Annotated in this window: 22 protein-coding genes; 13 read left to right on the top strand and 9 right to left on the bottom strand. The window is 61.7% G+C overall.

Annotation, left to right across the window (positions count from 1 at the left end; genetic code table 11):
• Positions 1–48 precede the first annotated feature (48 nt).
• Positions 49–783 carry a MerR family transcriptional regulator gene (locus tag FJW00_RS13825; RefSeq protein ID WP_009091268.1) on the bottom strand — a complete coding sequence of 245 codons (735 nt, stop codon included), beginning with the start codon at positions 781–783 and terminating at the stop codon, positions 49–51.
• Between the two features lie 149 nt (positions 784–932).
• Between FJW00_RS13825 and FJW00_RS13820 the strand changes: the two genes are divergently transcribed.
• The 4 genes from FJW00_RS13820 to ybiB all read left to right on the top strand — a co-directional run bounded on the left by FJW00_RS13820 (position 933) and on the right by ybiB (position 5,326).
• On the top strand, positions 933–1,496 hold the full coding sequence (locus tag FJW00_RS13820; RefSeq protein ID WP_058957719.1) for a helix-turn-helix transcriptional regulator: 564 nt from the start codon (positions 933–935) through the stop codon (positions 1,494–1,496).
• Positions 1,493–2,011: a GNAT family N-acetyltransferase gene (locus tag FJW00_RS13815; protein ID WP_111208964.1), complete on the top strand. Its 519-nt coding sequence runs from the start codon at positions 1,493–1,495 to the stop codon at positions 2,009–2,011. Before FJW00_RS13820 ends, FJW00_RS13815 begins: the two co-directional genes overlap by 4 nt.
• Positions 2,012–2,162: 151 nt before the next feature.
• The gene (gene dinG, locus FJW00_RS13810; RefSeq protein WP_140924641.1) at positions 2,163–4,331 is read left to right on the top strand and encodes an ATP-dependent DNA helicase DinG; all 2,169 of its coding nucleotides are present in this window, start codon (positions 2,163–2,165) and stop codon (positions 4,329–4,331) included.
• Positions 4,332–4,357: 26 nt separating this feature from the next.
• Entirely contained in the window at positions 4,358–5,326 is a 969-nt protein-coding gene (ybiB, locus tag FJW00_RS13805) for a DNA-binding protein YbiB (protein ID WP_140924499.1), read from the top strand.
• 1 nt (position 5,327) lies between these two features.
• On the opposite strand, the gene FJW00_RS13800 is transcribed toward ybiB, so the two are convergent.
• The 3 genes from FJW00_RS13800 to hutH (FJW00_RS13790) form a co-directional block, all read right to left on the bottom strand.
• Positions 5,328–6,485 (bottom strand): M20 aminoacylase family protein, encoded by a 1,158-nt coding sequence (locus FJW00_RS13800; RefSeq protein ID WP_140924497.1) that lies wholly within the window; start codon positions 6,483–6,485, stop codon positions 5,328–5,330.
• Between the two features lie 203 nt (positions 6,486–6,688).
• Positions 6,689–8,374: a urocanate hydratase gene (gene hutU, locus FJW00_RS13795; protein ID WP_140924494.1), complete on the bottom strand. Its 1,686-nt coding sequence runs from the start codon at positions 8,372–8,374 to the stop codon at positions 6,689–6,691.
• Positions 8,375–8,389: 15 nt separating this feature from the next.
• Positions 8,390–9,940 carry a histidine ammonia-lyase gene (hutH, locus tag FJW00_RS13790; RefSeq protein WP_140924492.1) on the bottom strand — a complete coding sequence of 517 codons (1,551 nt, stop codon included), beginning with the start codon at positions 9,938–9,940 and terminating at the stop codon, positions 8,390–8,392.
• Between the two features lie 305 nt (positions 9,941–10,245).
• On the opposite strand from hutH (FJW00_RS13790), the gene hutC reads away from it, so the two are divergent.
• Entirely contained in the window at positions 10,246–11,001 is a 756-nt protein-coding gene (gene hutC, locus FJW00_RS13785) for a histidine utilization transcriptional repressor HutC (RefSeq protein ID WP_009091253.1), read from the top strand.
• Here the strand turns inward: hutC and FJW00_RS13780 are convergent.
• Together FJW00_RS13780 and FJW00_RS13775 are read right to left on the bottom strand one after the other, a co-directional pair.
• On the bottom strand, positions 10,985–11,527 hold the full coding sequence (locus tag FJW00_RS13780; protein ID WP_046101486.1) for a HutD/Ves family protein: 543 nt from the start codon (positions 11,525–11,527) through the stop codon (positions 10,985–10,987). The genes hutC and FJW00_RS13780 overlap by 17 nt on opposite strands.
• Positions 11,524–12,879 carry a formimidoylglutamate deiminase gene (locus FJW00_RS13775; RefSeq protein ID WP_140924490.1) on the bottom strand — a complete coding sequence of 452 codons (1,356 nt, stop codon included), beginning with the start codon at positions 12,877–12,879 and terminating at the stop codon, positions 11,524–11,526. The genes FJW00_RS13780 and FJW00_RS13775 overlap by 4 nt, the downstream gene beginning before the upstream one ends.
• Positions 12,880–12,960: 81 nt before the next feature.
• Here FJW00_RS13775 and hutI point away from each other — a divergent pair, with 81 nt between their 5' ends.
• From hutI to hutH (FJW00_RS13740), 7 genes are all read left to right on the top strand, one after another.
• Positions 12,961–14,178: an imidazolonepropionase gene (gene hutI / locus FJW00_RS13770; protein WP_140924488.1), complete on the top strand. Its 1,218-nt coding sequence runs from the start codon at positions 12,961–12,963 to the stop codon at positions 14,176–14,178.
• Entirely contained in the window at positions 14,175–14,966 is a 792-nt protein-coding gene (gene hutG / locus FJW00_RS13765) for an N-formylglutamate deformylase (RefSeq protein ID WP_140924486.1), read from the top strand. The genes hutI and hutG overlap by 4 nt, the downstream gene beginning before the upstream one ends.
• Positions 14,967–15,278: 312 nt before the next feature.
• Positions 15,279–16,127: a transporter substrate-binding domain-containing protein gene (locus FJW00_RS13760; RefSeq protein WP_140924483.1), complete on the top strand. Its 849-nt coding sequence runs from the start codon at positions 15,279–15,281 to the stop codon at positions 16,125–16,127.
• Positions 16,128–16,139: 12 nt separating this feature from the next.
• Complete coding sequence (locus FJW00_RS13755) at positions 16,140–16,859, top strand: ABC transporter permease (protein WP_046101490.1); 720 nt, start codon at positions 16,140–16,142, stop codon at positions 16,857–16,859.
• A gap of 8 nt (positions 16,860–16,867) precedes the next feature.
• Positions 16,868–17,599: an ABC transporter permease gene (locus tag FJW00_RS13750; RefSeq protein WP_046101491.1), complete on the top strand. Its 732-nt coding sequence runs from the start codon at positions 16,868–16,870 to the stop codon at positions 17,597–17,599.
• A gap of 1 nt (position 17,600) precedes the next feature.
• Positions 17,601–18,395 carry an ABC transporter ATP-binding protein gene (locus tag FJW00_RS13745; protein WP_111208975.1) on the top strand — a complete coding sequence of 265 codons (795 nt, stop codon included), beginning with the start codon at positions 17,601–17,603 and terminating at the stop codon, positions 18,393–18,395.
• Positions 18,392–19,909, top strand: coding sequence for a histidine ammonia-lyase (hutH, locus tag FJW00_RS13740; RefSeq protein WP_181405382.1), 1,518 nt, complete (start codon positions 18,392–18,394; stop codon positions 19,907–19,909). The genes FJW00_RS13745 and hutH (FJW00_RS13740) overlap by 4 nt, the downstream gene beginning before the upstream one ends.
• Positions 19,910–19,914: 5 nt before the next feature.
• Here the strand turns inward: hutH (FJW00_RS13740) and FJW00_RS13735 are convergent, their stop codons facing one another.
• Positions 19,915–20,547, bottom strand: a complete 633-nt coding sequence (locus FJW00_RS13735; RefSeq protein ID WP_009091235.1) for a flavin reductase family protein — start codon at positions 20,545–20,547, stop codon at positions 19,915–19,917.
• A gap of 141 nt (positions 20,548–20,688) precedes the next feature.
• On the opposite strand from FJW00_RS13735, the gene rlmF reads away from it, so the two are divergent.
• The gene (rlmF, locus tag FJW00_RS13730) at positions 20,689–21,621 is read left to right on the top strand and encodes a 23S rRNA (adenine(1618)-N(6))-methyltransferase RlmF (RefSeq protein ID WP_058957707.1); all 933 of its coding nucleotides are present in this window, start codon (positions 20,689–20,691) and stop codon (positions 21,619–21,621) included.
• 307 nt (positions 21,622–21,928) lie between these two features.
• Here the strand turns inward: rlmF and glnQ are convergent, their stop codons facing one another.
• Positions 21,929–22,651, bottom strand: coding sequence for a glutamine ABC transporter ATP-binding protein GlnQ (glnQ, locus tag FJW00_RS13725; protein WP_009091231.1), 723 nt, complete (start codon positions 22,649–22,651; stop codon positions 21,929–21,931).
• Positions 22,648–23,307 (bottom strand): glutamine ABC transporter permease GlnP, encoded by a 660-nt coding sequence (glnP, locus tag FJW00_RS13720; RefSeq protein WP_009091229.1) that lies wholly within the window; start codon positions 23,305–23,307, stop codon positions 22,648–22,650. Before glnP ends, glnQ begins: the two co-directional genes overlap by 4 nt.
• Positions 23,308–23,309 lie beyond the last annotated feature (2 nt).

The raw sequence follows: 23,309 nt of genomic DNA, 5'->3' as shown, positions 1-23,309 counted from the left end.
AGCGCGCGCGAGGCAGCAGGCAAAGCGCCCGGCGTGCGTTTTTTTTTATCAGGCGGGTTCGTGCAACCGCACGGAATAGCCCTGTTCCTGCCAGTGTGACAGCTGTTCCTGCTGGCGACGGGTCAGTTTTTTACCGGTAAAGACAAACATGTTCATGCCGGGAAAGAGTTCAGGACGCGGCACGTCCAGCGGTTCGGCCAGTACATCAATCCGCCAGCCGTGCTGCGACAGACGCCAGCCCTCCAGCCAGATGCGGGTGCGATCCTCGATACCCCAGCCGATGATCAGCGCATCCTTGCCCGATTTTTTGCGGCTGCCCGTCAGGCAGAACGCGACATAGTCGATCAGCAGACCATCCAGCAGGCTGCACATCGTGCGGGCGGTGTTCTGGTCCAGACTCAGCTTCTGGCGCACCGGCATAAAAACGTGGTCGATCAGCGCATCAATCGGATGCTCGCGGCCAATCGCGGCAATTTTGTTACGAAGTTTTGCAGGTCTGACGTGGCGCAGCACGCTGATCAGCTCATCCTGCAGGGTTGTCCAGCCATCATGGGCATCCACGTCGCCCCCTTCCAGCAGTGCCTTGACTTTACCGACCGGCACGCCGCTTTCAATCCAGCGCATGATCTCTTCGATGCGCTGTACATCTTCTTCATCAAACTGACGATGCCCGCCTTCGGTGCGCTGTGGCTTCAGCAAGCCATAACGACGCTGCCAGGCGCGCAGGGTGACTGGGTTTATGCCACAGCGCTCGGCGACGTCACCGATACTGTATAAGGTCATAAATGCCTCTTTCGATTGGTCTGAGTGCGATTACCATAACGAAGCCAGTTAAGTTGTACAATACATTTCGCAATGTACAACTTGACTGATACGCCTGTTTTCAGCTATATCTCATTTCAGAGAATTTTTCCCTTATATGAGAAAATACCATGCCGGAGCTGAATACGGAGCAACGACTGGCGGTAAGGCTGGCAGAATTACGCCTGCAACGCGGCTGGTCACTGGATGAACTTTCTGTCGCCACCGGCATCAGTCGCGCGTCATTATCGCGCATTGAGCGAAGCGAGACCAGCCCTACTGCCGCATTGCTTAACCGGCTGTGTGCCGCCTACGGATTAACCATGTCTCGCCTGCTGAGTGAGGTTGAGGAGTCGTCGAGTCTGCTGGTGCCTTATGATCAGCAACCGGTCTGGCATGACCCGTCCAGCGGTTTTATCCGCCGCAATGTTTCACCGCCCGCACTTCATTTTAGATGCGAACTGGTAGAGGGCAAATTACGGCCTGGTGCACGCATTGAATATGATGCGCCACCCATCCAGGGACTGGAGCAACATATCCTGCTACAGGCAGGCGGCCTGACCGTATCGGTGGCCGAACAGCAGTGGACGCTGAAGCCCGGTGACTGTTTACGTTTTCACCTCACCGGAAAATCGGCTTTCGAGGCGCATCTGACCGAAGGCGCACACTATCTGCTGGCGGTGGCAAAACCATGATCGATTATCAGAGGCTTTCACCTGAACAGGCACAACAGGAGATCGATGGGCTGACGGCAGTGCTTCAGGCCTGCGTGGCCGATGGCGCCAGTGTCGGATTCGTGGATGCCGCCGATGTGGCGGTGATGACGCGCTTCTGGCAGCAGCGGGTAGCCAGTCTGACCAGCGGGGAGAGCGAACTGCTGGTGGCGCGTCAGCACAACCGGATTGTGGCGACGGTGATCCTCAGTCGCAGCGCGATGCCGAATGGCCGCCATCGGGCCGACGTCAGCAAGCTGCTGGTGCATCCGCAGGCGCGGCGTCAGGGGATTGCCCGCGAACTGATGCAGCGCGCTGAGCAGCTGGCCCGCGGGCAGGGAAAAACGCTGCTGGTGCTGGATACTCGCAGCGGTGACGTTGCCAGCGATCTCTATCGTTCGCTGGGCTGGCAGGTGGCAGGGTCGATCCCCTTTTATGCCGAGTCGACAGCGGGCGTGCTGGATGCCACTACCTATATGTATAAGGTGCTGGCGTAGGCTGCTTCCGCGCCGGACGACCCGGCGCTGAACGCCTCCACGCTATCCGCTGAAATTTCCGACGGCGCACGAAAAATTCAGCACGAAAGCTGACGCCGCCGGGATACTGTGTAAAAATACAGGCCATTTTTTCGGTGTGGTAACGCAACTCATGGCCCTGACAGCCGCAGTAAAAAGCCAGATAGCGCAGTGGTATAAAGCGCTTTCGCAGCAGGTGCCTGATTTCATTCCGCGTGCGCCGCAGCGTCAGATGATCGCCGAAGTGGCAAAATGTCTGGCTGGTGACGATGCGCGCCACCTGGCGGTGGAAGCGCCGACCGGCGTGGGCAAAACGCTCTCCTATCTTATTCCCGGCATCGCGGCCAGCCGCGCCCAGGAAAAACGGCTGGTGATCAGCACCGCCAACGTGGCGCTGCAGGATCAGATCTTCACCAAAGATCTGCCGCTGCTCAAAAAAATCATTCCCGATCTGACCTTTACTGCCGCCTTTGGACGCAGACGCTATGTCTGTCCGCGCAATCTGGCCGCGCTGGCAGCCGATGACGATCAGCAGGGCGATCTGCTGCTCTATCTGGACGACGACGCCGTCAGCAGCACCAAAGAGGAGCAGACGCAGTGTGGCCGCCTGCAGAAGTCGCTGGATCGCTATCAGTGGGACGGCCTGCGCGATCACAGCGAGGAGAACGTCAGCGACAGCCTGTGGCAGCGGCTCTCCACCGACAAGGCGAGCTGCCTGGGCGCGCACTGCCGCTGGTATCGTGAATGCCCCTTTTTTGTCGCGCGCCGCGAGATTGAGCAGGTGGATGTGGTGGTGGCGAACCATGCGCTGGTGATGGCCGCGATGGAGAATGAGTCGGTACTGCCGCCCGCTAAAAACCTGATGCTGGTGCTGGATGAAGGGCATCATCTGCCGGAAGTGGCCCGCGATGCGCTGGAGATGAGCGCCGATATCACGCCGGGCTGGAGCAGCCTGCAGCTCGATCTCTTTATCCGGCTGGTCGACGGCATCATGACCCAGATGCGGCCGAAGTCGCCGCCGCCGCTGGCAAACCCGGAAAGGCTGAAAGCGCACTGCGATGAGCTGCGCGAACTGCTTACGGTGACCGCCCAGGCGCTGAATCCGCTGCTGCCGCCCCATAACCAGCCGGGCGAACATCGCTTTGTGCTCGGGGCGCTGCCGCAGGAGTTACTCGACCTCTGCGCCCGGCTGTTTAAACTCAGTGACGCGCTGCGCGGGCTGAGTGAAGGCCTGATCAATGCGCTGAGCGAGCAGACGGGCAAGGTCGACGTGGTGCGGCTGCACCGTAATCTGCTGCAGCTCAATCGCCAGTTTGGCTGGTTCGAATCGATCAGCAAACTGTGGCGGCTGGCGGCAATGGAGAAAGCCTCCGGTGCACCGGTTTCAAAATGGATCACCCGCGAGCTGCGCGAAGGACAGGCGCACCTGCTGTTTCACTGCGCCGGTATCCGCGTCAGCGATCAGCTGGAGAAGATGCTGTGGCGCAAAATCCCGCATGTGGTGGTCACCTCCGCCACGCTGCGTTCGCTCAACAGCTTCAACCGCCTGCAGGAGATGTCGGGACTGAGCGAAAAAGCGGGCGACCGCTTTGTGGCGCTCGACTCCCCGTTCAACCACGTCGAGCAGGGCAAGCTGGTCATCCCGCAGATGCGCTATGAACCCCTGATGTCGCATGAGGCGGAGCATATCGCCGAGATGGCCGGTTTCTTCCGCCAGCAGATGAAAGAGAAAAAGCACAAGGGGGTGCTGGTGCTGTTTGCCAGCAACCGGGCGATGCAGCAGTTTGTCACCGCGCTGCCCGATCTGCGGCTGTCGATGCTGGTGCAGGGCGATCAGCCGCGCAGCCGCCTGGTCGATCTGCACCGGCAGCGGGTTGCTAAAGGCGAAACCAGTATTCTGATTGGCCTGCAATCCTTCGCTGAAGGCCTGGATCTGAAAGGCGATCTGCTGAGTCAGGTGCATATTCACAAAATCGCTTTTCCCCCGGTAGACAGTCCGGTAATTTTGACCGAAGGCGAGTGGCTGAAAAGCCTGAAGCGCTATCCGTTTGAGGTGCAGAGTCTGCCCAGCGCCTCATTTACCCTGATTCAGCAGGTCGGACGCCTGATTCGCAGCCATCAATGCTATGGCGAGATCGTGATTTATGACCGCCGGCTGCTGAGCAAAGCTTACGGCAGCCGCCTGCTGGCGGCGCTGCCCGTCTTCCCGATTGAGCAGCCGGAAGCGCCCGAGCCGGAAGCGATACCGGCCGCCGTGGTGCCCAAAACCAGCGTGCGAAAACGACGTCCTACGCGGCGCTGAGCCGCGCACTTAACCGGAAGCGAGTGATGGAACTGAATAAAATTATTAAAGAGATTGGTCGCGGTAAAAATCATGCCCGCGATATCGATTTTGAGAGTGCCGTGGCGCTCTACAGCGCCATGCTGGCGGGCGAGGTGCCCGATCTGGAACTGGGCGGTATCCTGATTGCGCTGCGCATCAAAGGCGAAGGCGAAGCGGAGATGCGCGGCTTTTATCAGGCGATGCAGGCGCAGATGATGCCGCTGCGTGCGCCGGAAAACCGGCCCATGCCGATCGTCATCCCCAGCTACAACGGTGCCCGTCGTCAGGGCAACCTGACGCCTCTGCTGGCGCTGCTGCTGGTAAAATTCGGCTTTCCGGTGCTGGTGCATGGCGTCAGCGACGACGCGACGCGCATTACCAGCGAGGCGGTGTTTGCGGCGCTTGGCATCGCACCGGTCACCACGGCAGAGGCGGCGCAGGCCAGACTGGATCAGGGCGAGCTGGCTTTTATCACCATCGATCACCTCTGCCCGCCGATGGCGAAGCAGCTGTCTCTGCGCTGGCGAATGGGCGTGCGTAACAGTGCGCACACGCTGGCAAAACTGGCGACCCCGTTTGCGGAGCGGGCGGCGCTGCGTCTGTCGAGCGTCTCGCATCCGGAATATGTGCCGCGTGTGGCGAAATTCTTCAGCGACATCGATGCGCCAGCCCTGTTGCTTAATGGCACCGAAGGGGAAGTGTATGCGAATCCGCAGCGCTGCCCGGCGATCAGCATGATTCAGGGCGCGGGAGCCGAAACCGAAGTCTGGGTGGAGCGTCAGCCAGAAGTGGCCGTTGAACTGCCGACAGATAAAACGGCAGAGGTGACGGCGCGCTGGATTGAGGAGGTGCTGAATCAGCAGCGCCCGCTGCCCGCGTCGCTGCGGCTGCAGATCGCCTGCTGCCTGCGTGCCAGCGGTCAGTGCGATTCACTGGCGGCGGCGGAGGAGCAGATCCGCGCCGCCGGTTACTGACTCAGGATTGCGGCAGGGCCTGTTCCACCAGATCCTGCCAGAAACGGATGCCAATCGGCAGCAGCGCGTCGTTGAAATCATAGCGGGCGTTGTGCAGCGGCGCAGAGGGGGTTTCTCCATCTGCGCCCAGCCAGAAGTAAGCGCCAGGGCAGGCTTCCAGCATGCAGGCAAAATCTTCCGACGCCATCGACGGATTCACCTGCCAGTGAACCTGTCCGGCACCCAGCGTCGCCAGCGCCACCTTGTGCACCTGCTCAGCGGGCAGCGCATGGTTAGCGGTCACCGGATAGCCCGGCAACCAGTGCACTTCACCGCTGACGCCAAACGGACGCGGCAGAGTCGCCACAAACTCATCAATCAGTCCGCGCACCTTATCGCGCACGCTGGTCTGCAGACAGCGCACCGTGCCGCGCAGCACAATCTGCTCGGGGATAACGTTAATCGCCTCGCCGCCGTGGATCTGGGTCACGCTCACCACCGCCGAGGCGAGCGGTGACAGGCGACGCGACGGGATCGTCTGCAGCGCCAGAATCAGCTCGGCGGCGACTACCATCGGATCGGCTCCGCTTTCCGGCATCGCCGCGTGGCAGCTTTTGCCGTGCAGGGTGATTTCAAACGAGTCCAGCGACGCCATCATGGCACCGGGATTCACCGCCAGTGACCCCAGCGGCAGCCCCGGCCAGTTATGCATCGCGTAGATGGCATCCATCGGGAAGCGCTGGAACAGCCCCTCTTTCACCATTCTGCGTGCGCCACCGAGGTTCTCCTCGGCAGGCTGAAAGATGAAATGCACGGTGCCGCTGAACTGGCGCGTCGCAGCCAGCTGGCGGGCAGCGGCCAGCAGCGTGGCGCTGTGACCATCGTGGCCGCAGGCGTGCATCACGCCCGGTGTGGCAGAGCGCCACGCCGCTTCCCCTTTCTCCGTGATCGGCAGTGCATCCATGTCCGCCCGCAGGCCAATGACCGGGCCAGGACCATTCTCCAGCGTGCCGATGACCCCGGTGCCCGCCAGGCCACGAAACACCTGCAATCCCGCCCGGGCTAACTCCTCCGCGATAAACTGGCTGGTTTGCTGTTCCTGGTAACCTAATTCGGGGTGGCGATGAAACTCACGGCGCCAGCGCAGGGCATCTTCAAGCAGGGCAGGGGAAAGGGTCATGCAGAGTCGCGCTCCATACAGAATGAGAAGATTTCACTTTAGAGGTCGTCTGGCGCGGCGTCTATCGCCGTCAGGCTTAAATCGGGCTATAGGCTAAATCAAAATGGAATAAGTAATAAGGAAGTGATGTCAGCGGCCTGCCGCCAGGGGCGAAGCGTGAGGTTGAAAGCCGGGGCAGGCTGCGGCCTGCCCCGGTCAGGATGTTACTTCTGCATGGGCAGGTTCAGGTCGTGCTTTGCGGCGCACTGCTGCGCCAGCTCATACCCGGCGTCGGCATGACGCATCACCCCGGTCGCCGGATCGTTCCATAACACCCGACCCAGACGCGCATCCGCCTCTTTGCTGCCGTCACAGACAATCACCACACCCGAGTGCTGAGAGAAGCCCATACCCACGCCGCCGCCATGATGCAGGCTGACCCAGGTCGCGCCGCCTGCGGTGTTCAGCAGCGCGTTCAGTAGCGGCCAGTCAGAAACCGCATCAGAGCCATCTTTCATCGCCTCGGTTTCGCGGTTCGGTGAGGCGACTGAGCCACAGTCGAGATGGTCGCGGCCAATCACCACCGGCGCTTTCAGCTCGCCGTTGCGCACCATTTCGTTGAACGCCAGACCGGCCAGATGCCGTTCACCCAGCCCCAGCCAGCAGATACGGGCAGGCAATCCCTGGAAGGCGATGCGCTCCTGCGCCATATCGAGCCAGCGATGCAGCGTTTTGTGATGCGGGAACAGCTCTTTGAGTCGGGCGTCGGTCTTATAGATATCTTCCGGGTCGCCTGACAGCGCCACCCAGCGGAAGGGGCCTTTGCCTTCACAGAACAGCGGACGGATATAGGCGGGCACAAAGCCGGGGAAATCGAAGGCGTTGCTGACACCCTCATCCAGCGCCACCTGGCGGATATTGTTGCCGTAATCCACGGTCGGAATGCCCATATGACAGAAGTCGAGCATCGCCTGGACGTGGACCGCCATTGAGGCGCGCGCCGCTTTCTCTACCGCTTTCGGCTGGGAAACACGCTCCCGCTCCCAGCGCGCCAGATCCCAGCCAATCGGCAGGTAGCCATTGATCGGGTCGTGCGCCGAGGTCTGATCGGTCACGATATCCGGCTTCGGCCCGCCCGCCCTGGCGCGTTTCACCAGCTCCGGCAGAATCTCAGCGGCATTGCCCAGCAGACCGACAGAAATCGCTTTTTTCGCGGCGGTGGCGTCGCTGATCAACGCCAGCGCCTCATCCAGGGTGGTGGCTTTGTAGTCGACGTAGCGGGTGCGCAGACGGAAATCGATGCGCGACTCCTGGCACTCAATCGCCAGCACACAGGCGCCGGCCAGCACCCCGGCCAGCGGCTGCGCGCCGCCCATGCCGCCCAGTCCGGCGGTGAGGATCCAGCGTCCGCTCAGGTCGTTGTTGTAATGCTGACGTCCCGCTTCGACAAAGGTTTCGTAGGTGCCCTGCACGATGCCCTGCGCACCGATATAGATCCAGGAGCCTGCCGTCATCTGGCCGTACATCATCAGGCCCGCTTTATCCAGCTCATGGAAGTGATCCCAGTTTGCCCAGTGCGGCACCAGGTTGGAGTTCGCCAGCAGCACGCGCGGCGCGTCGGCATGGGTGCGGAAGACACCGACCGGCTTGCCGCTCTGGATCAGCAGGGTTTCGTCCGGCTGCAGAAGCTGCAGGGAACGCAGGATCTGCTCGAAGCATTCCCAGTTGCGTGCCGCCTTCCCGATGCCGCCGTAAACCACCAGATCCTCCGGCCGCTCGGCCACATCGGGGTCAAGGTTGTTCTGGATCATGCGGTAAGCCGCTTCAATCAGCCAGTTAGCGCAGTGCAGCGTAGTGCCGTGTGGCGCACGAATCTCACGTGCCACAGCCTGAGAAAGAGTTTCGCTCATTACAGATTCCTTAATTCAAGAAGTGGAGCGCATGCTCGGCAGCAGCGCGGTCAATGCCTGAGGCCAGTCAGCGCGACTCGCCCACTGACGCATGGCGTCGATATCGGGTGCCAGCAGGCGATCTTCCTCCAGGAAGGCCACCTGCTGACGGATCTCATCTAACGCCTGCTCAATCAGCGCAGAACTTTTCAGCGGCCGGTTAAACTCAATACCCTGCGCGGCAGCCATCGCCTCGATGCCCACCACGGCGGCGCTGTTAAAGCACATGCTGCCGAGACGACGCGCAGCGTAGGTCGCCATGGAGACGTGATCTTCCTGGTTTGCAGAGGTGGGGAGGCTGTCGACGCTGCCCGGATGGGCCAGCGACTTGTTCTCAGAGGCCAGCGCAGCGGCGGTGACCTGGGCGATCATGAAGCCGGAGTTCACGCCGCCGTCACGCACCAGGAAGGGCGGCAGACCGGATAAGCCGCTGTCCAGCAGCAGCGCCAGCCGCCGTTCAGAGATGGCGCCCACTTCGGCAATCGCCAGCGCCAGGATGTCAGCGGCAAAGGCCACCGGCTCGGCATGGAAGTTGCCGCCGGAGATCACCTCACCGCTGTCGCTGAACACCAGCGGATTGTCCGAGGCGGCGTTCGCTTCGATTTCCAGAATCCGCGCCGCGTGGCGGATATTGTCCAGGCAGGCACCCATCACCTGCGGCACGCAGCGGATGGAGTAGGGGTCCTGCACGCGGCCACAGTGGGTGTGGGACTGCAAAATTTCACTCCCTTCGATCAGGCTGCTGACGGCGGCCGCGACCGCAATCTGGCCCTGCTGGCCCCGCGCCTGATGAATACGGGCGTCGAACGGTTTCAGGGAGCCTTTAATCGCCTCCAGCGACAGCGCGCCAGCCATCAGCCCGGCGGCAAACAGATTCTCCCCTTCAAACAGGCCGCGCAGCGCCAGCGCGGTCGAAACCTGGGTGCCATTGAGCAGCGCCAGCCCCTCTTTCGGCCCGAGCACAAAGGGCGACAGGCCCACGCTTGCCAGTGCCTCTGTTGCCGGGATCCGCGCGCCATCGACCCGTACCTGGCCTTCGCCCAGCAGCATCAGCGACATGTGCGCCAGCGGCGCGAGATCGCCAGAGGCCCCGACCGATCCTTTTTCCGGAATGCAGGGCATAACACCGGCATTGAACAGCGCCAGCAGCGCCTCCACCAGTTCGATCCGCACGCCGGAGTGACCGCGGGCCAGGCTGACGATTTTGGTGGCGACCACCAGACGGGTGACATTGTCGGGCAGCAGATCCCCCAGCCCGACGCTGTGAGACAGCACCAGATTGCGTTGCAGATCGGCCAGACGGCTGGCCGGAATTTGCGTCTGCGCCAGCTTGCCAAAGCCGGTGTTAATGCCATACACCACGTTGCCGGAGGCGACGATCGCCTCCACGGTCTGCTGCGCCGTTGCAATCGCCTGACGCGCGCTGTCATCGAGGCTCAGCGTTACGTGACCCTGATAGATGGCGCGTAAGGTGGCGAGGTCTACCTCGCCTGGCACCAGGCGCAATGCCTGAGACGAACCTGACATAGTCTACTCCTGTCTATACAAGTGTGCTGGCACGGCTGAGCGGTTTTTCCTGCCCTGAACCAGCGGGATAATGCGAGTGAAGCATAAGTGTCTATTCTTGTCTATACAAGCTGCAAGGGGCGTGCCAGGCCGATCACAAAAATGGAATGCCTGCCTGCTGCGGGTGGGTGAGGAAACGAAGGCGGAGGCTGCACCATCAGGAAGCGGGCGCTGCACCAGCGGGGCACAGCGCGCCGGACTGGATGTATATACATTCACGCGGTGAGACAGTAAACTGAAGGCACTATCAGGAAAAGGAACAGCAAATGGTCGAGCATACGGCACTGGCACAACTGGCGGCGGCGATGAGCGATGAGCCCGCCCCGATTTATCAGCGGGTGAAGCAGGCGATCATCAGCCAGATCCGCGAAGGAATGTGGAAAGCGAATCAGCGTGTGCCGTCAGAAAGTGAACTGGTTAATGAGCTGGGCGTCAGCCGCATGACCATCAACCGGGCGCTGCGTGAACTGACCAGCGAAGGCTTTCTGGTCCGGATGCAGGGCGTCGGCACCTTCGTGGCCGAGATGAAAGGCTACACCGCCATGCTGGAGGTGCATAACATCGCCGATGAGATCGCCCAGCGCGGTCATCAGCACAGCTGTAAAATTCTCGCTATCGGCCAGAACAAAGCCGATCCTGAACAGGCGGCGGTGCTGGGACTGACCACCGGGCAGACGCTCTATCATTCGCTGATTGTGCACTACGAAAACGATCTGCCGGTACAGCTGGAGGACAGGCTGGTCAATCCGCTGGTCGCCCCCGATTATCTGGCGCAGGATTATCAGCAGATGACCCCGTATACCTATCTGATGCGGGTTGCGCCGCTGACGGCGGGCGAGCACATTGTCGAGGCGGTGTTGCCCGATGTGCGTCAGCGCAAACATCTGTCGCTGGATGAGCACGAACCCTGCCTGCTGATCCGCCGTCAGACCTGGAGCGACAACAAAATCGTGACCTACGCGCGGCTGCTCTATCCCGGCTCACGTTACAAACTGCTGGGCCGCTTCAGGGGACACGGCTAAGCCGGGTAAACAGCAGCCGGGCGTCCCGGCTGTCGGGCATGAAACTGCACGCCTCATCGACCCACCATGCGCCCTGTCGGGCGGTCAGCTGTTTCCCGTCGTCGCTCCGCCACGCGCCTGCCAGCACCCAGGCAACCCCGTGCAGGCTGCTGACGGGGGCGGTAACCACCTCAACCGTGGCCTGCCACTGCTCCCGCCGCGTCATAATGTTAAAGTCTTCACTGATGCTGCCCTGCAACTGCGCGGTCAGGGCCAGTTCGCCGGCAAATGACCAGGGCTGCTGCGGCATTAACCGATGCGCTGTGCCCGGCGCGGTAAGCAGGACCGGGTCGCCCTGCAGCAGGGTGATGATCCGATCGATGCCCGGAAAGGCCGAGAAGGGGCCATCCTGCGCCAGGGTGGCAATGCTGGCGCGCCAGCCAAAGGATTCCGCACCGGGCGGAAAGCTGACAATTTCGCGGGTCTCGCCACCGCCATTGCGCCAGCGGCTGACCGCCAGGTCAGCGTAAGAGAAGCGGGCGATCATTGCAGTGCCGCCATGGCCTGACGGAAGCGTCTGGCACACGCCGCCTGATGGGGATGCTCGCCATCGACGATCACCGCCTTACCCGCCACGTAGACGTCCCGAATCTGATCGCGCTGACCGGCAAACAGCCAGCGGTTCAGCAGCGCCTGAGATTCCACGCTGCCGAGCCACGCCTCATCGCGCAGCACCAGCCAGTCGGCGCGCTGCCCCACCGCCAGCGTTCCCTGCTGAATGCCGCACGCCTGCGCTCCGCCCGCCGCCGCCTGCTGCCACAGCAGATCGCCGACCGACGGCTGGCCGGGCAGGGTAATGCGGTTGCGGCGCTGATCGCGCAGTCGCTGCGCATATTCCAGCCAGCGCAGCTCTTCCTGAGCGCTGAGCGAGACATGGCTGTCGGAGCCGATGCCCCAGCGTCCCCCCTGCGCGATATACTCCACCGCCGGAAAAATGCCGTCACCGAGATTCGCTTCGGTGGTGGGGCAGAGACCGGCAACCGCACCGCTGCGGGCAAGGCGCGCGAGCTCGCTCTCATCCAGATGGGTGGCGTGGATCAGACACCAGCGCGCATCCACGGCAAAACGGTTCAGCAGCCAGCTCACCGGGCGTTCGCCGCTCCACGCCAGCGAGTCATTCACCTCTTTCTGCTGCTCCGCCACATGGATATGCACCGGCAGCGTCGGATCGCTCTCCGCCAGCACCGTCTCCATCTGACTTTCACTGACGGCCCGCAGCGAATGAAAACAGAGGCCGCGGTTCAGCAGAGGCCGCTGCTGCTGCCACGCATCCAGTCGCGCCTGCTGTTGCAGATAACGATCGGTCTGCTGAATAAAGCGTTTCTGCCCGGCAGCCGGAGGCTGGCTACCAAAGCCGCTGTAGCTGTAGAGCACCGGCAGCAGCGTCTGGCCGATGCCGGCCAGTTCGGCGGCGTCGATCAGCTGCTGCAGCATGGCGTCATCCGCATAGGGCGCGCCGCTGGGATCGTGATGCAGATAGTGAAACTCCGCGACCTGGGTGTAACCCCCTTTCAGCATCTGAATGTAGAGCAGGGCGGCGATGTCGCCCGCCTGCTGCGGCGTCAGGCGCTGCACCATGCGGTACATCCGGTCACGCCACGTCCAGAAGCTGTCCTGCGGATCGCCCGCCACTTCCGCCAGACCGGCCATGGCGCGCTGAAAGGCGTGCGAATGCAGATTAGCGATCGCCGGGATCACCTCGCCGTTGAGCAGCACTGCCTGATCGGCGTGGCTCTCCGGGGTAAGAGCGTCGATAAAACCGGCCTGATTGACCGTGATACGTACCTGCTGCTGCCAGCCCTCCGCCAGCAGTGCGCGCGGGGCAAAAAAAGTCGCCATGGTTGATCCTCGTCGGATGTAGTTGTATATACATATACATACTTTAAGAGACAGTGTAAACGGTGGAGGCACGAGGCAGCGATGGCGGAAGAGATGCAGGTAGAGACGGTCTGGACCGGGGCGGATCTGGTCACCATGCGGGACGGAAAGTACCACCTGATACCTGAGGGGGCGATGGCGGTGCGGGCGGGTAAGCTGGTGTGGGTCGGCCCGGCGGCTGAGATGCCCGCCTTCGTCGCCGCGCGGCATCATCATCTGCCGGGCGGTATCGTGACGCCGGGACTGGTGGACTGCCATACCCATCTGGTGTTTGGCGGTGACCGCAGTCAGGAATTTGAACAGCGCCTGAATGGCGTCAGCTATGCCGACATTGCCGCACAGGGCGGCGGCATCCTCTCGACGGTACGGGCGACCCGCGCCGCCACGGAGGAGGCGCTGGTGGCGTCGGCGCGCTGGCGGCTCGACCGCCTGCTGGCAGAGGGGGTCACCACGGTGGAGATCAAGTCCGGCTACGGGCTGGATGAGGAGAGCGAACTGCGGATGCTACGGGCGATTCGCCAGCTGGGGCAGAGCGTGGCCGCCGATGTCCGTGCCACCTGCCTGGCCGCCCACGCCTTTCCGCCGGAGTTTAAGCATGACCCGGAGGGCTGGGTCGACATCATCTGCGAACGGCTGCTGCCGCAGGTGCAGGCGCTGGGACTGGCGGATGCGGTAGACGCCTTCTGTGAACATCTCGCCTTTTCACCGCAGCAGGTCGCGCGGGTGTTTGATCGGGCGGTGGCGCTCGGTCTGCCGGTGAAGCTGCACGCGGAGCAGCTTTCGGCGCAGGGGGGAGCGGCCCTGGCGGCCCGTTACGGTGCCCTTTCTGCCGACCACCTTGAATACGCCACCGAGGAGGATGCGAAAGCGATGGCGGCACACGGCACCGTGGCGGTGCTGCTGCCGGGCGCTTTCTATCTGCTGCGGGAAACCCGGCGTCCCCCGGTGGATCTCTTCCGGCAGTACGGGGTGCCGATGGCGCTGGCCAGCGATGCCAATCCCGGCACCTCACCGGCGCTGTCGCTGCGTCTGATGCTCAACATGGGCTGCACCCTGTTCGGCATGACCCCGGAAGAGGCGCTGGCGGGCGTGACCCTGTGGGGCGCAAAAGCGCTGGGGCTGGCTGACAGCCACGGCTCGCTGGAGGCGGGAAAAGTGGCGAACTTTGTTCACTGGCCGCTGGCCCGTCCGGCGGAACTGGTTTACTGGCTGGGCGGTGAGCTGCCCTGTACCGTTATCTATCGTGGAGAACCCCAATGAATCCCTTCATATTTACCCGGGGCAGCCTGCCGCTGCTGGTCAGTATTCCCCATGCCGGCACTGAACTGACGCCCGAGGTGGACGCCGGACTGAGCGACGCCGCGCGCGGATTACCGGACACCGACTGGCACATCCCGCTGCTCTATGATTTCGTGCGCGACCTCGGAGCCAGTGTGTTAATCGGGCGTTACTCGCGGTTCGTGGTCGATCTGAATCGTCCGCCCGATAATCAGCCACTCTACACCACCGCCACCACCGGTCTGTTCCCGGAAACCCTGTTCGACGGCACCCCGACTTTCCTGCCAGGCAAAACGCCCGATGCGGCTCAGCGTCAGGGCTACATCGACCAGATCTGGCAGCCTTACCACCAGCAGATCCAGCAGGAGCTGGCGCGGCTTAAAGCAGAGCACGGCTATGCACTGCTGTTTGATGCACACTCCATCGCCAGTGAAATCCCCCGCCTGTTTGAAGGCCGCCTGCCCGATATCAACCTTGGCACCAATGACGGTGCCAGCTGCAGCCCGGCGATGAGCGCGGCGCTGGAGGCAGTCTGCGCCGCGCAGCACGACTACAGCTGGGTGCTCAACGGACGTTTTAAAGGCGGTTACATTACCCGCGCCTATGGTCAGCCGCAGCAGCAGACTCAGGCCGTCCAGCTGGAGCTGGCGCAGCTGAACTACATGGATGAAACCCCGCCTTACGCCTGGCAGCAGGCGCGCGCCGCGCAGTTGCAAAAAACGCTGAAAGCACTGGTCCACGCCATGCTGGCGGAGGGCAAACCCCGATAATCCCACCACGGCGATGCGCCACCCCGGTGCATCGCTGCGCTGAACCGGTGCAGGCGGGTGCAGGCCGCCTGACTGCACGGCGCTCCCCGCCGCCTTTTTCCCTTTTGCAGAGCTGGCATAACCTTTGCTTGGTTGTATGTACAACTACTGCTGCGCATCCATCACATCATAAATTCTGTCTGGCTCACAAAACAGTAAAGCCGGGAATGAACTGCGCCGCGTTAGCTTGTATATACATGACATATCATCCTGTGAAATTTATGTTAAATCTCGTCAGGGCGATCACCAGGCCGCTACTTTCAGGAGAACCGTATGACGCACCCACTGACACTTCGTCGTTTATGTCTCACGACCCTGGTTTCCTCTCTGCTGCTCTGTGGCGTCAGCGCCCAGGCGAAAGAGTGGAAGTCGATCACCATTGCCACCGAAGGCAGTTATGAACCCTGGAACCTGACGCTGCCAGGCGGCAAGCTCGGCGGCTTTGAACCGGAACTGATGGCGAATCTCTGCCAGCGTATGGCGATTCAGTGCAGGCTGGTGGTGCAGAACTGGGATGGCATGATCGCCGGGCTTAATGCCGGAAAATATGACGTGATCATGGATGCGATTGTGATTACCCCGGAACGAAAGAAAGTGGTCAGCTTCACCCTGCCTTACGCCTCGACGCCTGCCACCTTCATCACCCTGAAAGGGAGCCTGCTGCCCGCTGACAGCCAGATTATCAAGCTGACCGATGACGCAAAAACCGTGGATCCGGCCATTGCAGGTCTGAAAGCGGCGCTGAAAGGTAAAACGATCGGTATCGCCTCCGGCACGGTTTACACCCCCTTTATCGACAAATATTTCAAAGAGGTGGCGGATGTCCGTGAATACACCAGCTCGGCCGACGCCATCCTCGACCTGCAGGCGGGGCGGATTGATGCGGTGTTTGACGACGTGACCTTCGCGCAGTCGATGCTGGCGCGGCCCGAGAACCGCAATCTCAGCTTCAGCGGCCCGCAGCTGGGCGGCCCGATCTGGGGTGAGGGAGAGGCGCTGGGCGTGCGCATGGCGGATAACGATCTGAAAGCCCGGCTGGATGAGGCGATCAAAGCCGCACTGGCCGATGGCACAGTGAAAAAGCTGAGCGAGAAGTGGTTCAAAACGGATGTCACACCCTGAGTGAGGTAACTGATGATAAGCCTGCTGAGTTTTGGCCCGGACGGCTGGGGACGGTTGATTCTGAGTGCCGCGCTGACCACGCTGCTGCTGTCGTTTGCCGCGCTGGTGGTGGGGGCGGTGGTCGGATCGGGCGTTGCCGCCGCGAAGTTATCTCCCCACCGGCCGGTTCGCTGGCTGGGGGAGGGATACTCGGTGATCTTTCGCGGCATTCCTGAGCTGCTGGTGATCTACCTGTTCTACTTCGGGGGATCGGGGCTGATCACGCAGATCGGTCAGCTGTTTGGTGCCGACGGATTTATCGAAGCGCCGCCGTTTCTGATCGGGGCGCTGGCCATCGGGCTTATCTCCGGCTCTTATCAGGCGGAAGTCTATCGCGCCGCACGGCTGGCGCTGGCGAAAGGGGAGATCGAAGCGGCGGTCGCGATTGGCATGCCCCGCTGGCGCATCCGGCAACGCATCCTGCTGCCGCAGGTGGCGCGCTATGCGCTGCCGGGTTTATCAAACGTCTGGCAGATGAGCCTGAAAGATTCGGCGCTGGTGTCGGTCACCGGCATCGTCGAGCTGATGCGGGCGAGCCAGATTGCCGCCGGTTCGACCCGTGACTACTTCGCCTTTTATCTGGTGGGCGGAGGCTGCTATCTGCTGCTGACGCTGCTGTCCAACCGTGCCTTCCTGCGCGCTGAATCCCGTCTGGGGCGCGCCTGGCAAAGCCGCACCGCTGCACAGCATTAGGGGGATTGATGATCGATTTTGCGTTTCTCACAGACACCTTCCTGAAACTCAGCGCCGCGCTGCCGGTGACGCTCGGTCTGTTTATCAGCGCCTTTCTGTGCGGTGGCGTGCTGGCGACAGGGATTCTGGCGCTGCGCATGAGCCGCTGGCGGCTGCTCAGCGGCTTTGCCCGCGGCTACATTCTGGTGTTTCGCGGTTCGCCGCTGATGATCCAGCTGTTTCTGATCTACTACGGTCTGGGGCAGTTTGGCGTGATCCGCCACAGCCTCCTCTGGCCATTTCTGCGTGAGCCGTTCACCTGCGCGGTGCTCGCGCTGTCGCTCTGCACCGCCGCCTACACCGCAGAGATCCTGCGCGGGGCGCTGCTGGCGGTGCCGCCAGGGCAGGTCGAGGCGGGGCTGGCGTGTGGGATGTCACGCGGGCTGCTGCTGCGGCGCATTATTGCGCCGGTCATGCTGCGTTACGCGCTGCCTGCCTACTCTACCGAAGCGATTCTGCTGGTGAAATCGACCGCGCTCGCCAGTCTGGTGACGGTGTGGGATGTCACCGGGGTGGCGCAGCAGATCATCCAGCGCACCTACCGCACCATGGAGGTCTTTCTCTGTGCGGCGGCGATCTACCTGATCCTTAATTTCATCATTGTGCAACTCTATGCCCTGCTGGAGCGGCGTCTGACGCCGGTGCACAAACCGGAAAAAAAGCCGTTACCGTCCGCTAAGCCGATCCCCGGAGGAGAATAATATGTCTGATTTGTCGCCCGTCACGCTGTCGGCCAGCGATATCCACAAATCTTTTGGTGCCATGGAGGTGCTGAAGGGCATCTCACTGCAGGCGCACAAAGGCGATGTCATCTCGATTCTCGGTGCCAGCGGCTCGGGCAAAAGTACGCTGCTGCGCTGCATTAATCTGCTGGAGACGCCCGATTCGGGCGTGGTCAGCGTCGGTGGTGAGACCATTGAGATGAAGCGCCATGCCCGCGGGCATCAGCTGGCCGCTAATCCCCGCCAGATTGAACGGCTGCGTTCCCGGCTTGGCATGGTGTTCCAGAGTTTTAACCTCTGGTCGCATCTGACGGTGCTGCAGAATGTGATCGAAGGGCCGCACTATGTACTGAAGCGCGACAAAAAAGCCTGCATCGCCCAGGCGGAGCAGCTGCTGGACCGGGTCGGTTTACTCAACCGCAAAGATTTCTATCCCGCTCAGCTTTCCGGCGGTCAGCAGCAGCGCGTGGCGATTGCCCGCGCGCTGGCGATGGACCCGGAGGTGATGCTGTTTGACGAGCCGACCTCGGCACTCGACCCCGAACTGGTCGGTGAGGTGCTGAAGGTGATGCGCAGCCTGGCGGAGGAGGGGCGCACCATGCTGGTGGTGACGCATGAGATGGGCTTTGCCCGCCACGTCTCTAACCGAGTGGTGTTTATGCATCAGGGCACGATTGATTGTCAGGGCACGCCGGAAGTGATGTTTGGCGACGGCGGCTCGGCGCGCTTCAGGCAGTTTATCTCCCGTCATCATCAGGTGGAGCCGGTGTTATGAGCAGCACGCTGAATCCTCCGCAGGTGTGGGGCGATGCCCCGCTGACCTGGCCGTCGCTGGTGCAGGTCGCCCGGCACGATGCCCCTCTGACCCTCAGCGACAGCGCCTGGCAGCGGATTGCGCAGAGCCGCGAGATCGTCGGCACCATCGTGGCGACGGGGCAGGTCGCTTATGGCATCAATACCGGGCTGGGTGCGCTGTGCAATATCACCCTCTCTGAGGATGAACTGAGCCAGCTGTCGCGCAATACCCTGCTGAGCCATGCCTGTGGTGTCGGCCCGACACTGGCCAGAGCCGAGGTGCGCGCCATCCTGTGTGCCGCGATCGCCAACTACAGCCACGGTAAATCAGGCGTCTCGGTAGCGCTGGTGCAGCAGCTGCTGGCGCTGCTCAACCGGGGGATTACGCCGCAGGTGCCGTCACAGGGGTCGGTCGGTTATCTGACCCACATGGCGCATATCGGGCTGACGCTGCTCGGCATCGGTGAGGCGGAGTGGCAGGGCAGAGTCGTCCCGGCAGAGCAGGCACTGGCGGAGGCAGGGCTGACGCCCTACCGGCCTGGCGCGAAAGAGGGGCTGAGCCTGGTAAACGGCACGCCGTGCATGACCGGCTTAGCCTGCCTGGCGCTGGATGATGCGGCGCGTCTGCTGGACTGGGCGGATGTCACGGGCGCGATGAGCTTTGAAGCGCTGCGTGGCCAGCTGGTGGCGTTTGATCCTGAGGTGCTGGCGCTGAAAGCCAGTCCGGGGATTCAGCGCAGCGGCGAACGTCTGCGCCAGTTGTTAAGTGACAGCCCGCTGCTGAAAGCGAGCGTCGGTATCCGGACACAGGATGCGCTGAGCCTGCGATCGATGCCGCAGGTTCACGGTGCCTGTCGCGACCAGTTTACCCATGCGGTTCGTCAGGTGGAGACCGAACTTAACGCCTCTACCGACAATCCGCTGATTCTGGGCACCCCCGACGCCTGGCGCGTCGTGTCGCAGTCGAACCCGCACGGCGAGTCGGTGGCGATGGCCTGCGACCTGCTGGCAATTGCGCTGGCGGAGCTGGGCAGCATCGCGGAGCGACGGCTTGATCGGCTGGTGAATCCGCTGGTCAGCGGTCTGCCGCCGTTTCTGGTGGCCGAGCCGGGCGTCAACTCCGGCATGATGATTGCGCAATATGTGGCGGCGTCGCTCTGCGCGGAGAACCGCCAGCTCGCTCAGCCGGCGGTGCTCGACAACTTTGTCACGTCGGGATTACAGGAGGATCATCTGAGCCTCGGCACCGGTGCGGCACTGAAGCTGCTGAAGCTGGTCAGCAATGTCGGGCACATCCTCGCGATTGAGTATCTGCTGGCGGCGCAGGCGCTGGAGTTTCACGGTGAATCCCAGCTGGCCGCAGGAACGCGGCGTGCGTGGCAGCAGTTACGGCAGGTGGTGGCGTGCTGGCAGCAGGATCGCTGGCTGGCGCCTGATATCGCCCGCGCGGCAGAACAGATCAGAGCGCACCGGTGCGATGCGCTTGAGGGATAGGCGGGTTACGACCGGCGGGCGTCCGGACGGACCAGGTCGAAGCGCTGGGCTTCACTGATGCCGTAATAGGCGCTGGGTCCCCCGGCGCGCAGAATCGGCTCCGCTTTGGCCGTCTGATATATGCCCTCTTCCAGCAGCGTTTCACTGATGTGGATCGCCACCGCTTCGCCCATGACCAGCCAGCTGTCGAGCGGGTTGCCATCGGCATCCTGCAGCTGTATCAGCTGTGTTAAGCGACACTCAAAGTTGACCGGGCTCTCCGCCACCAGACTGGCGCTGACCTGGGAACCGGCCTGCGGCGTTAAACCGGCGAAAGTAAACTCATCCTGATCGGCAGGCAGCGACGCTGAGCTTTCATTCATCGCTTCCGCCAGCGGGCGGGTCGCCAGGTTCCAGACAAACTCTCTGGTCTCAGCAATATTGCGGACGCTGTCTTTCCAGCCGCTGCTGGCGAAACCGATAATCGGCGGATGATAGCTGAAGCAGTTAAAGAAGCTGTAGGGTGCCAGATTGCGCTGGCCGCTGGCGCTGACTGAGCTAATCCAGCCGATCGGGCGCGGGCCGATAATGGCATTCAGCGGATCGTGCGGCAGACCGTGACCGGCACGGGGTTGATAAGAATAGCGTTTCTGGCTCATAACCTCTCCAACGGGGAATAATGATTAATCTTAGCGCGACAGCATGGCCTGTCGAATCGGAAAGCGGTAAGCGGATGGTGCGGGTTTATTTTCACTCGCCTACAGCGTATTGTACGCGCGCCTGAATAACTGAGAGAACGTATGAAAAAGTCAGCCAGCACCTCGCCTTTCCACGCCCGCAATCGCCATCAGGGCGAGTACGATTTTGCCGCGTTAACCGCCGCGCATCCGCCACTGGCGGCCAAAGTCCGGCCCAACGGGTATGGCGTGCAGTCGGTAGATTTTGCGGACCCCGAGGCGGTGATGCTGCTGAATCAGGCGCTGATCAAACTGTTTTATGATATCGACTGGCAGCTGGCCCCCGGCTCACTCTGTCCGCCGGTGCCGGGACGAGCCGACTATCTGCACTACCTTGCGGATTTGCTGGCGCTGGATAACAACGGCGTAATCCCCGCCGCTGACGTTCTGGATGTGGGCTGCGGCGCAAACTGCATCTATCCCCTGATTGGCGCGGCGGAATATGGCTGGCGCTTTACCGGCACCGAAATCAACGAGGTTGCACTCAAAGCGGCCAACCGCATTCTGGCCGCGAATCCGCGCCTGACGCGCCAGATCCGTCTGCGTCGTCAGAAAAACAGCGACGCGGTGCTGGCGGGCGTGATCAGCAAAAACGAATTTTTCAGTGCTGTCATGTGCAACCCGCCTTTCCACGCCTCGGCGGAGGAGGCCGCGGCGGGGTCGCAACGTAAATCACGCAATCTCGGACTCGATAAAGCGGCGCCGCTCAACTTTGGCGGTCAGCATAATGAGCTGTGGTATCCCGGCGGTGAAAAAGCCTTTATCGGCAGGATGATCGCCGAGAGCGTGGCCTTTGGTCGTCAGATTGGCTGGTTTACCTCACTGGTATCGCGCAAAGAGAATCTGCCCGCGCTGGAAAAACAGCTGCAGGCGCTCGACGTGGCTGAGGTGCGGGTGGTCAACATGGCGCAGGGTCAGAAGCAGAGCCGCTTCCTGGCGTGGAGTTTTATGCCTGCTGCCCAGCGCAGCAAGCTGCTGAGTCGCCTGGGGAACTGAGGCATCTCATTACGCAGGTAGCAGGAATCTATCTGCTGAGAAAAAAGGACGTGCTGCGATGCGGCCGTTTCAGACTGCTGACAAACCCAATCGGGGTTGCTCTTGCAGCAACACATTAGCTAATAGCGCAGGGAACATGGGCAGAGGAGGAAAGCGTCCCGCGCCATGGACGGCGCGGGCCGAGCGACCAGGGATGGTTTAAGCGACTTTCCGATCTGCCCGTGTTCCCTTCGCAGGGTTGGTCTCACAGCTGGGCAGGGCAGACTTTGCCAACAATAAAAACGGGCCGCTAAGCGGCCCGTTTTGATCAGGAGACGTGCTGCAGAAATTCGCGCAGACGCTCACTCGGGGGATTGCTGATCAGGCTGTCGGGATCGCCATCTTCCGCAATCCGGCCTTTGTCGATAAAGATCAGACGCGAGGCCACCTTCTGAGCGAAGCCGACTTCGTGGGTCACAATCACCATCGTCATGCCTTCTTCCGCCAGGTCCTGCATCACCTTCAGCACTTCGTGACGCAGCTCCGGGTCAAGCGCGGAGGTCGGCTCATCAAACAGCATCATCTTCGGCTTCACCGCCAGCGCACGGGCAATCGCGACGCGCTGCTGCTGACCGCCGGAAAGCTCAGACGGGAAGTGATGCGCACGCTCGGCGAGGCCCACTTTGCCCAGCAGCTCGCGCGCCAGCTGGCGTGCCGACTCTTTGCTGGCACCGCGCACCCGGATCGGACCGAACGCCACGTTGTCCAGCGCGCTCATCTGCGGGAACAGATGAAACTGCTGAAACACCATGCCCGCCTCCTGACGAATCAGGCGGTCATCGACTTTCGGGTCGTTGACGCGCAGACCATCCACAATCAGCTCGCCGCTGGTGATCTCTTCCAGCTTGTTAATGCAGCGCAGCAGGGTCGATTTACCGGAACCGGAAGGACCGATAATGACGACCACTTCGCCCTGGTTAATTTTCAGGTCAATGTTGTGCAGCACCTGGGTCTGACCAAAATGCTTGGAGACATCTTTAAATTCAATCACAGGATTTTCACCCTTTTCTCAATGCGGCGCAGCACAAAGCTCAGCACCAGCGTAATCACCAGATAGATGATCGCGACGGCGCTCCAGATTTCCAGAGCGCGGAAGTTACCGGCAATAATCTCCTGACCCTGACGCGTCAGTTCAGCCACACCGATAACAATAAACAGCGACGTATCTTTAATGCTGACAATCCACTGGTTACCCAGCGGCGGCAGCATACGGCGCAGCGCCAGCGGCATAATCACGTAGCGCAGCGTTTCACGGCCCGACAGTCCCAGCGCCAGACCCGCTTCGCGGAAGCCTTTGTTGATTGACAGCACGGCACCACGGGTGATCTCGGCAATGTAAGCGCCGGAGTTAATCATGATGGTTACGACCGCCGCACTGAAGGGATCGATTCGCAGGTCGGGAAACGCCATTGGCAGGGCAAAGTAGATAAACATCACCTGCACCACGATAGGCGTGCCGCGGATGATTTCGATAAACACCAGCGCGATGTTATTGGTGATCCAGCCGCCGTAAGCACGGGCAAAACCGGCCACCAGACCGATAAGCAGACCGCCACACAGGCCGATGATTGAGATAATTAAGGTCAGTTTAGCGCCTTCGAGCAGCGCTGGCATGGCGGGCCAGATGACGCTCCAGTCAAACTCCATGG

The sequence above is a fragment of the Pantoea anthophila genome (assembly GCF_006494375.1).
In the GTDB taxonomy this organism is placed as follows: domain Bacteria; phylum Pseudomonadota; class Gammaproteobacteria; order Enterobacterales; family Enterobacteriaceae; genus Pantoea; species Pantoea anthophila.
Note: the sequence above shows the minus strand (reverse complement) of the source record. Positions and strands in the feature narration are given on the sequence as shown.

Excerpts from the sequence above, each read along its gene's own strand:
- FJW00_RS13825 (WP_009091268.1), bottom strand. The coding sequence starts at position 783 with ATGACCTTATACAGTATCGGTGACGTCGCCGAGCGCTGTGGCATAAAC.
- FJW00_RS13820 (WP_058957719.1), top strand. The coding sequence starts at position 933 with ATGCCGGAGCTGAATACGGAGCAACGACTGGCGGTAAGGCTGGCAGAA.
- FJW00_RS13815 (WP_111208964.1), top strand. The coding sequence starts at position 1,493 with ATGATCGATTATCAGAGGCTTTCACCTGAACAGGCACAACAGGAGATC.
- dinG (WP_140924641.1), top strand. The coding sequence starts at position 2,163 with ATGGCCCTGACAGCCGCAGTAAAAAGCCAGATAGCGCAGTGGTATAAA.
- ybiB (WP_140924499.1), top strand. The coding sequence starts at position 4,358 with ATGGAACTGAATAAAATTATTAAAGAGATTGGTCGCGGTAAAAATCAT.
- FJW00_RS13800 (WP_140924497.1), bottom strand. The coding sequence starts at position 6,485 with ATGACCCTTTCCCCTGCCCTGCTTGAAGATGCCCTGCGCTGGCGCCGT.
- hutU (WP_140924494.1), bottom strand. The coding sequence starts at position 8,374 with ATGAGCGAAACTCTTTCTCAGGCTGTGGCACGTGAGATTCGTGCGCCA.
- hutH (WP_140924492.1), bottom strand. The coding sequence starts at position 9,940 with ATGTCAGGTTCGTCTCAGGCATTGCGCCTGGTGCCAGGCGAGGTAGAC.
- hutC (WP_009091253.1), top strand. The coding sequence starts at position 10,246 with ATGGTCGAGCATACGGCACTGGCACAACTGGCGGCGGCGATGAGCGAT.
- FJW00_RS13780 (WP_046101486.1), bottom strand. The coding sequence starts at position 11,527 with ATGATCGCCCGCTTCTCTTACGCTGACCTGGCGGTCAGCCGCTGGCGC.
- FJW00_RS13775 (WP_140924490.1), bottom strand. The coding sequence starts at position 12,879 with ATGGCGACTTTTTTTGCCCCGCGCGCACTGCTGGCGGAGGGCTGGCAG.
- hutI (WP_140924488.1), top strand. The coding sequence starts at position 12,961 with ATGGCGGAAGAGATGCAGGTAGAGACGGTCTGGACCGGGGCGGATCTG.
- hutG (WP_140924486.1), top strand. The coding sequence starts at position 14,175 with ATGAATCCCTTCATATTTACCCGGGGCAGCCTGCCGCTGCTGGTCAGT.
- FJW00_RS13760 (WP_140924483.1), top strand. The coding sequence starts at position 15,279 with ATGACGCACCCACTGACACTTCGTCGTTTATGTCTCACGACCCTGGTT.
- FJW00_RS13755 (WP_046101490.1), top strand. The coding sequence starts at position 16,140 with ATGATAAGCCTGCTGAGTTTTGGCCCGGACGGCTGGGGACGGTTGATT.
- FJW00_RS13750 (WP_046101491.1), top strand. The coding sequence starts at position 16,868 with ATGATCGATTTTGCGTTTCTCACAGACACCTTCCTGAAACTCAGCGCC.
- FJW00_RS13745 (WP_111208975.1), top strand. The coding sequence starts at position 17,601 with ATGTCTGATTTGTCGCCCGTCACGCTGTCGGCCAGCGATATCCACAAA.
- hutH (WP_181405382.1), top strand. The coding sequence starts at position 18,392 with ATGAGCAGCACGCTGAATCCTCCGCAGGTGTGGGGCGATGCCCCGCTG.
- FJW00_RS13735 (WP_009091235.1), bottom strand. The coding sequence starts at position 20,547 with ATGAGCCAGAAACGCTATTCTTATCAACCCCGTGCCGGTCACGGTCTG.
- rlmF (WP_058957707.1), top strand. The coding sequence starts at position 20,689 with ATGAAAAAGTCAGCCAGCACCTCGCCTTTCCACGCCCGCAATCGCCAT.
- glnP (WP_009091229.1), bottom strand. The coding sequence starts at position 23,307 with ATGGAGTTTGACTGGAGCGTCATCTGGCCCGCCATGCCAGCGCTGCTC.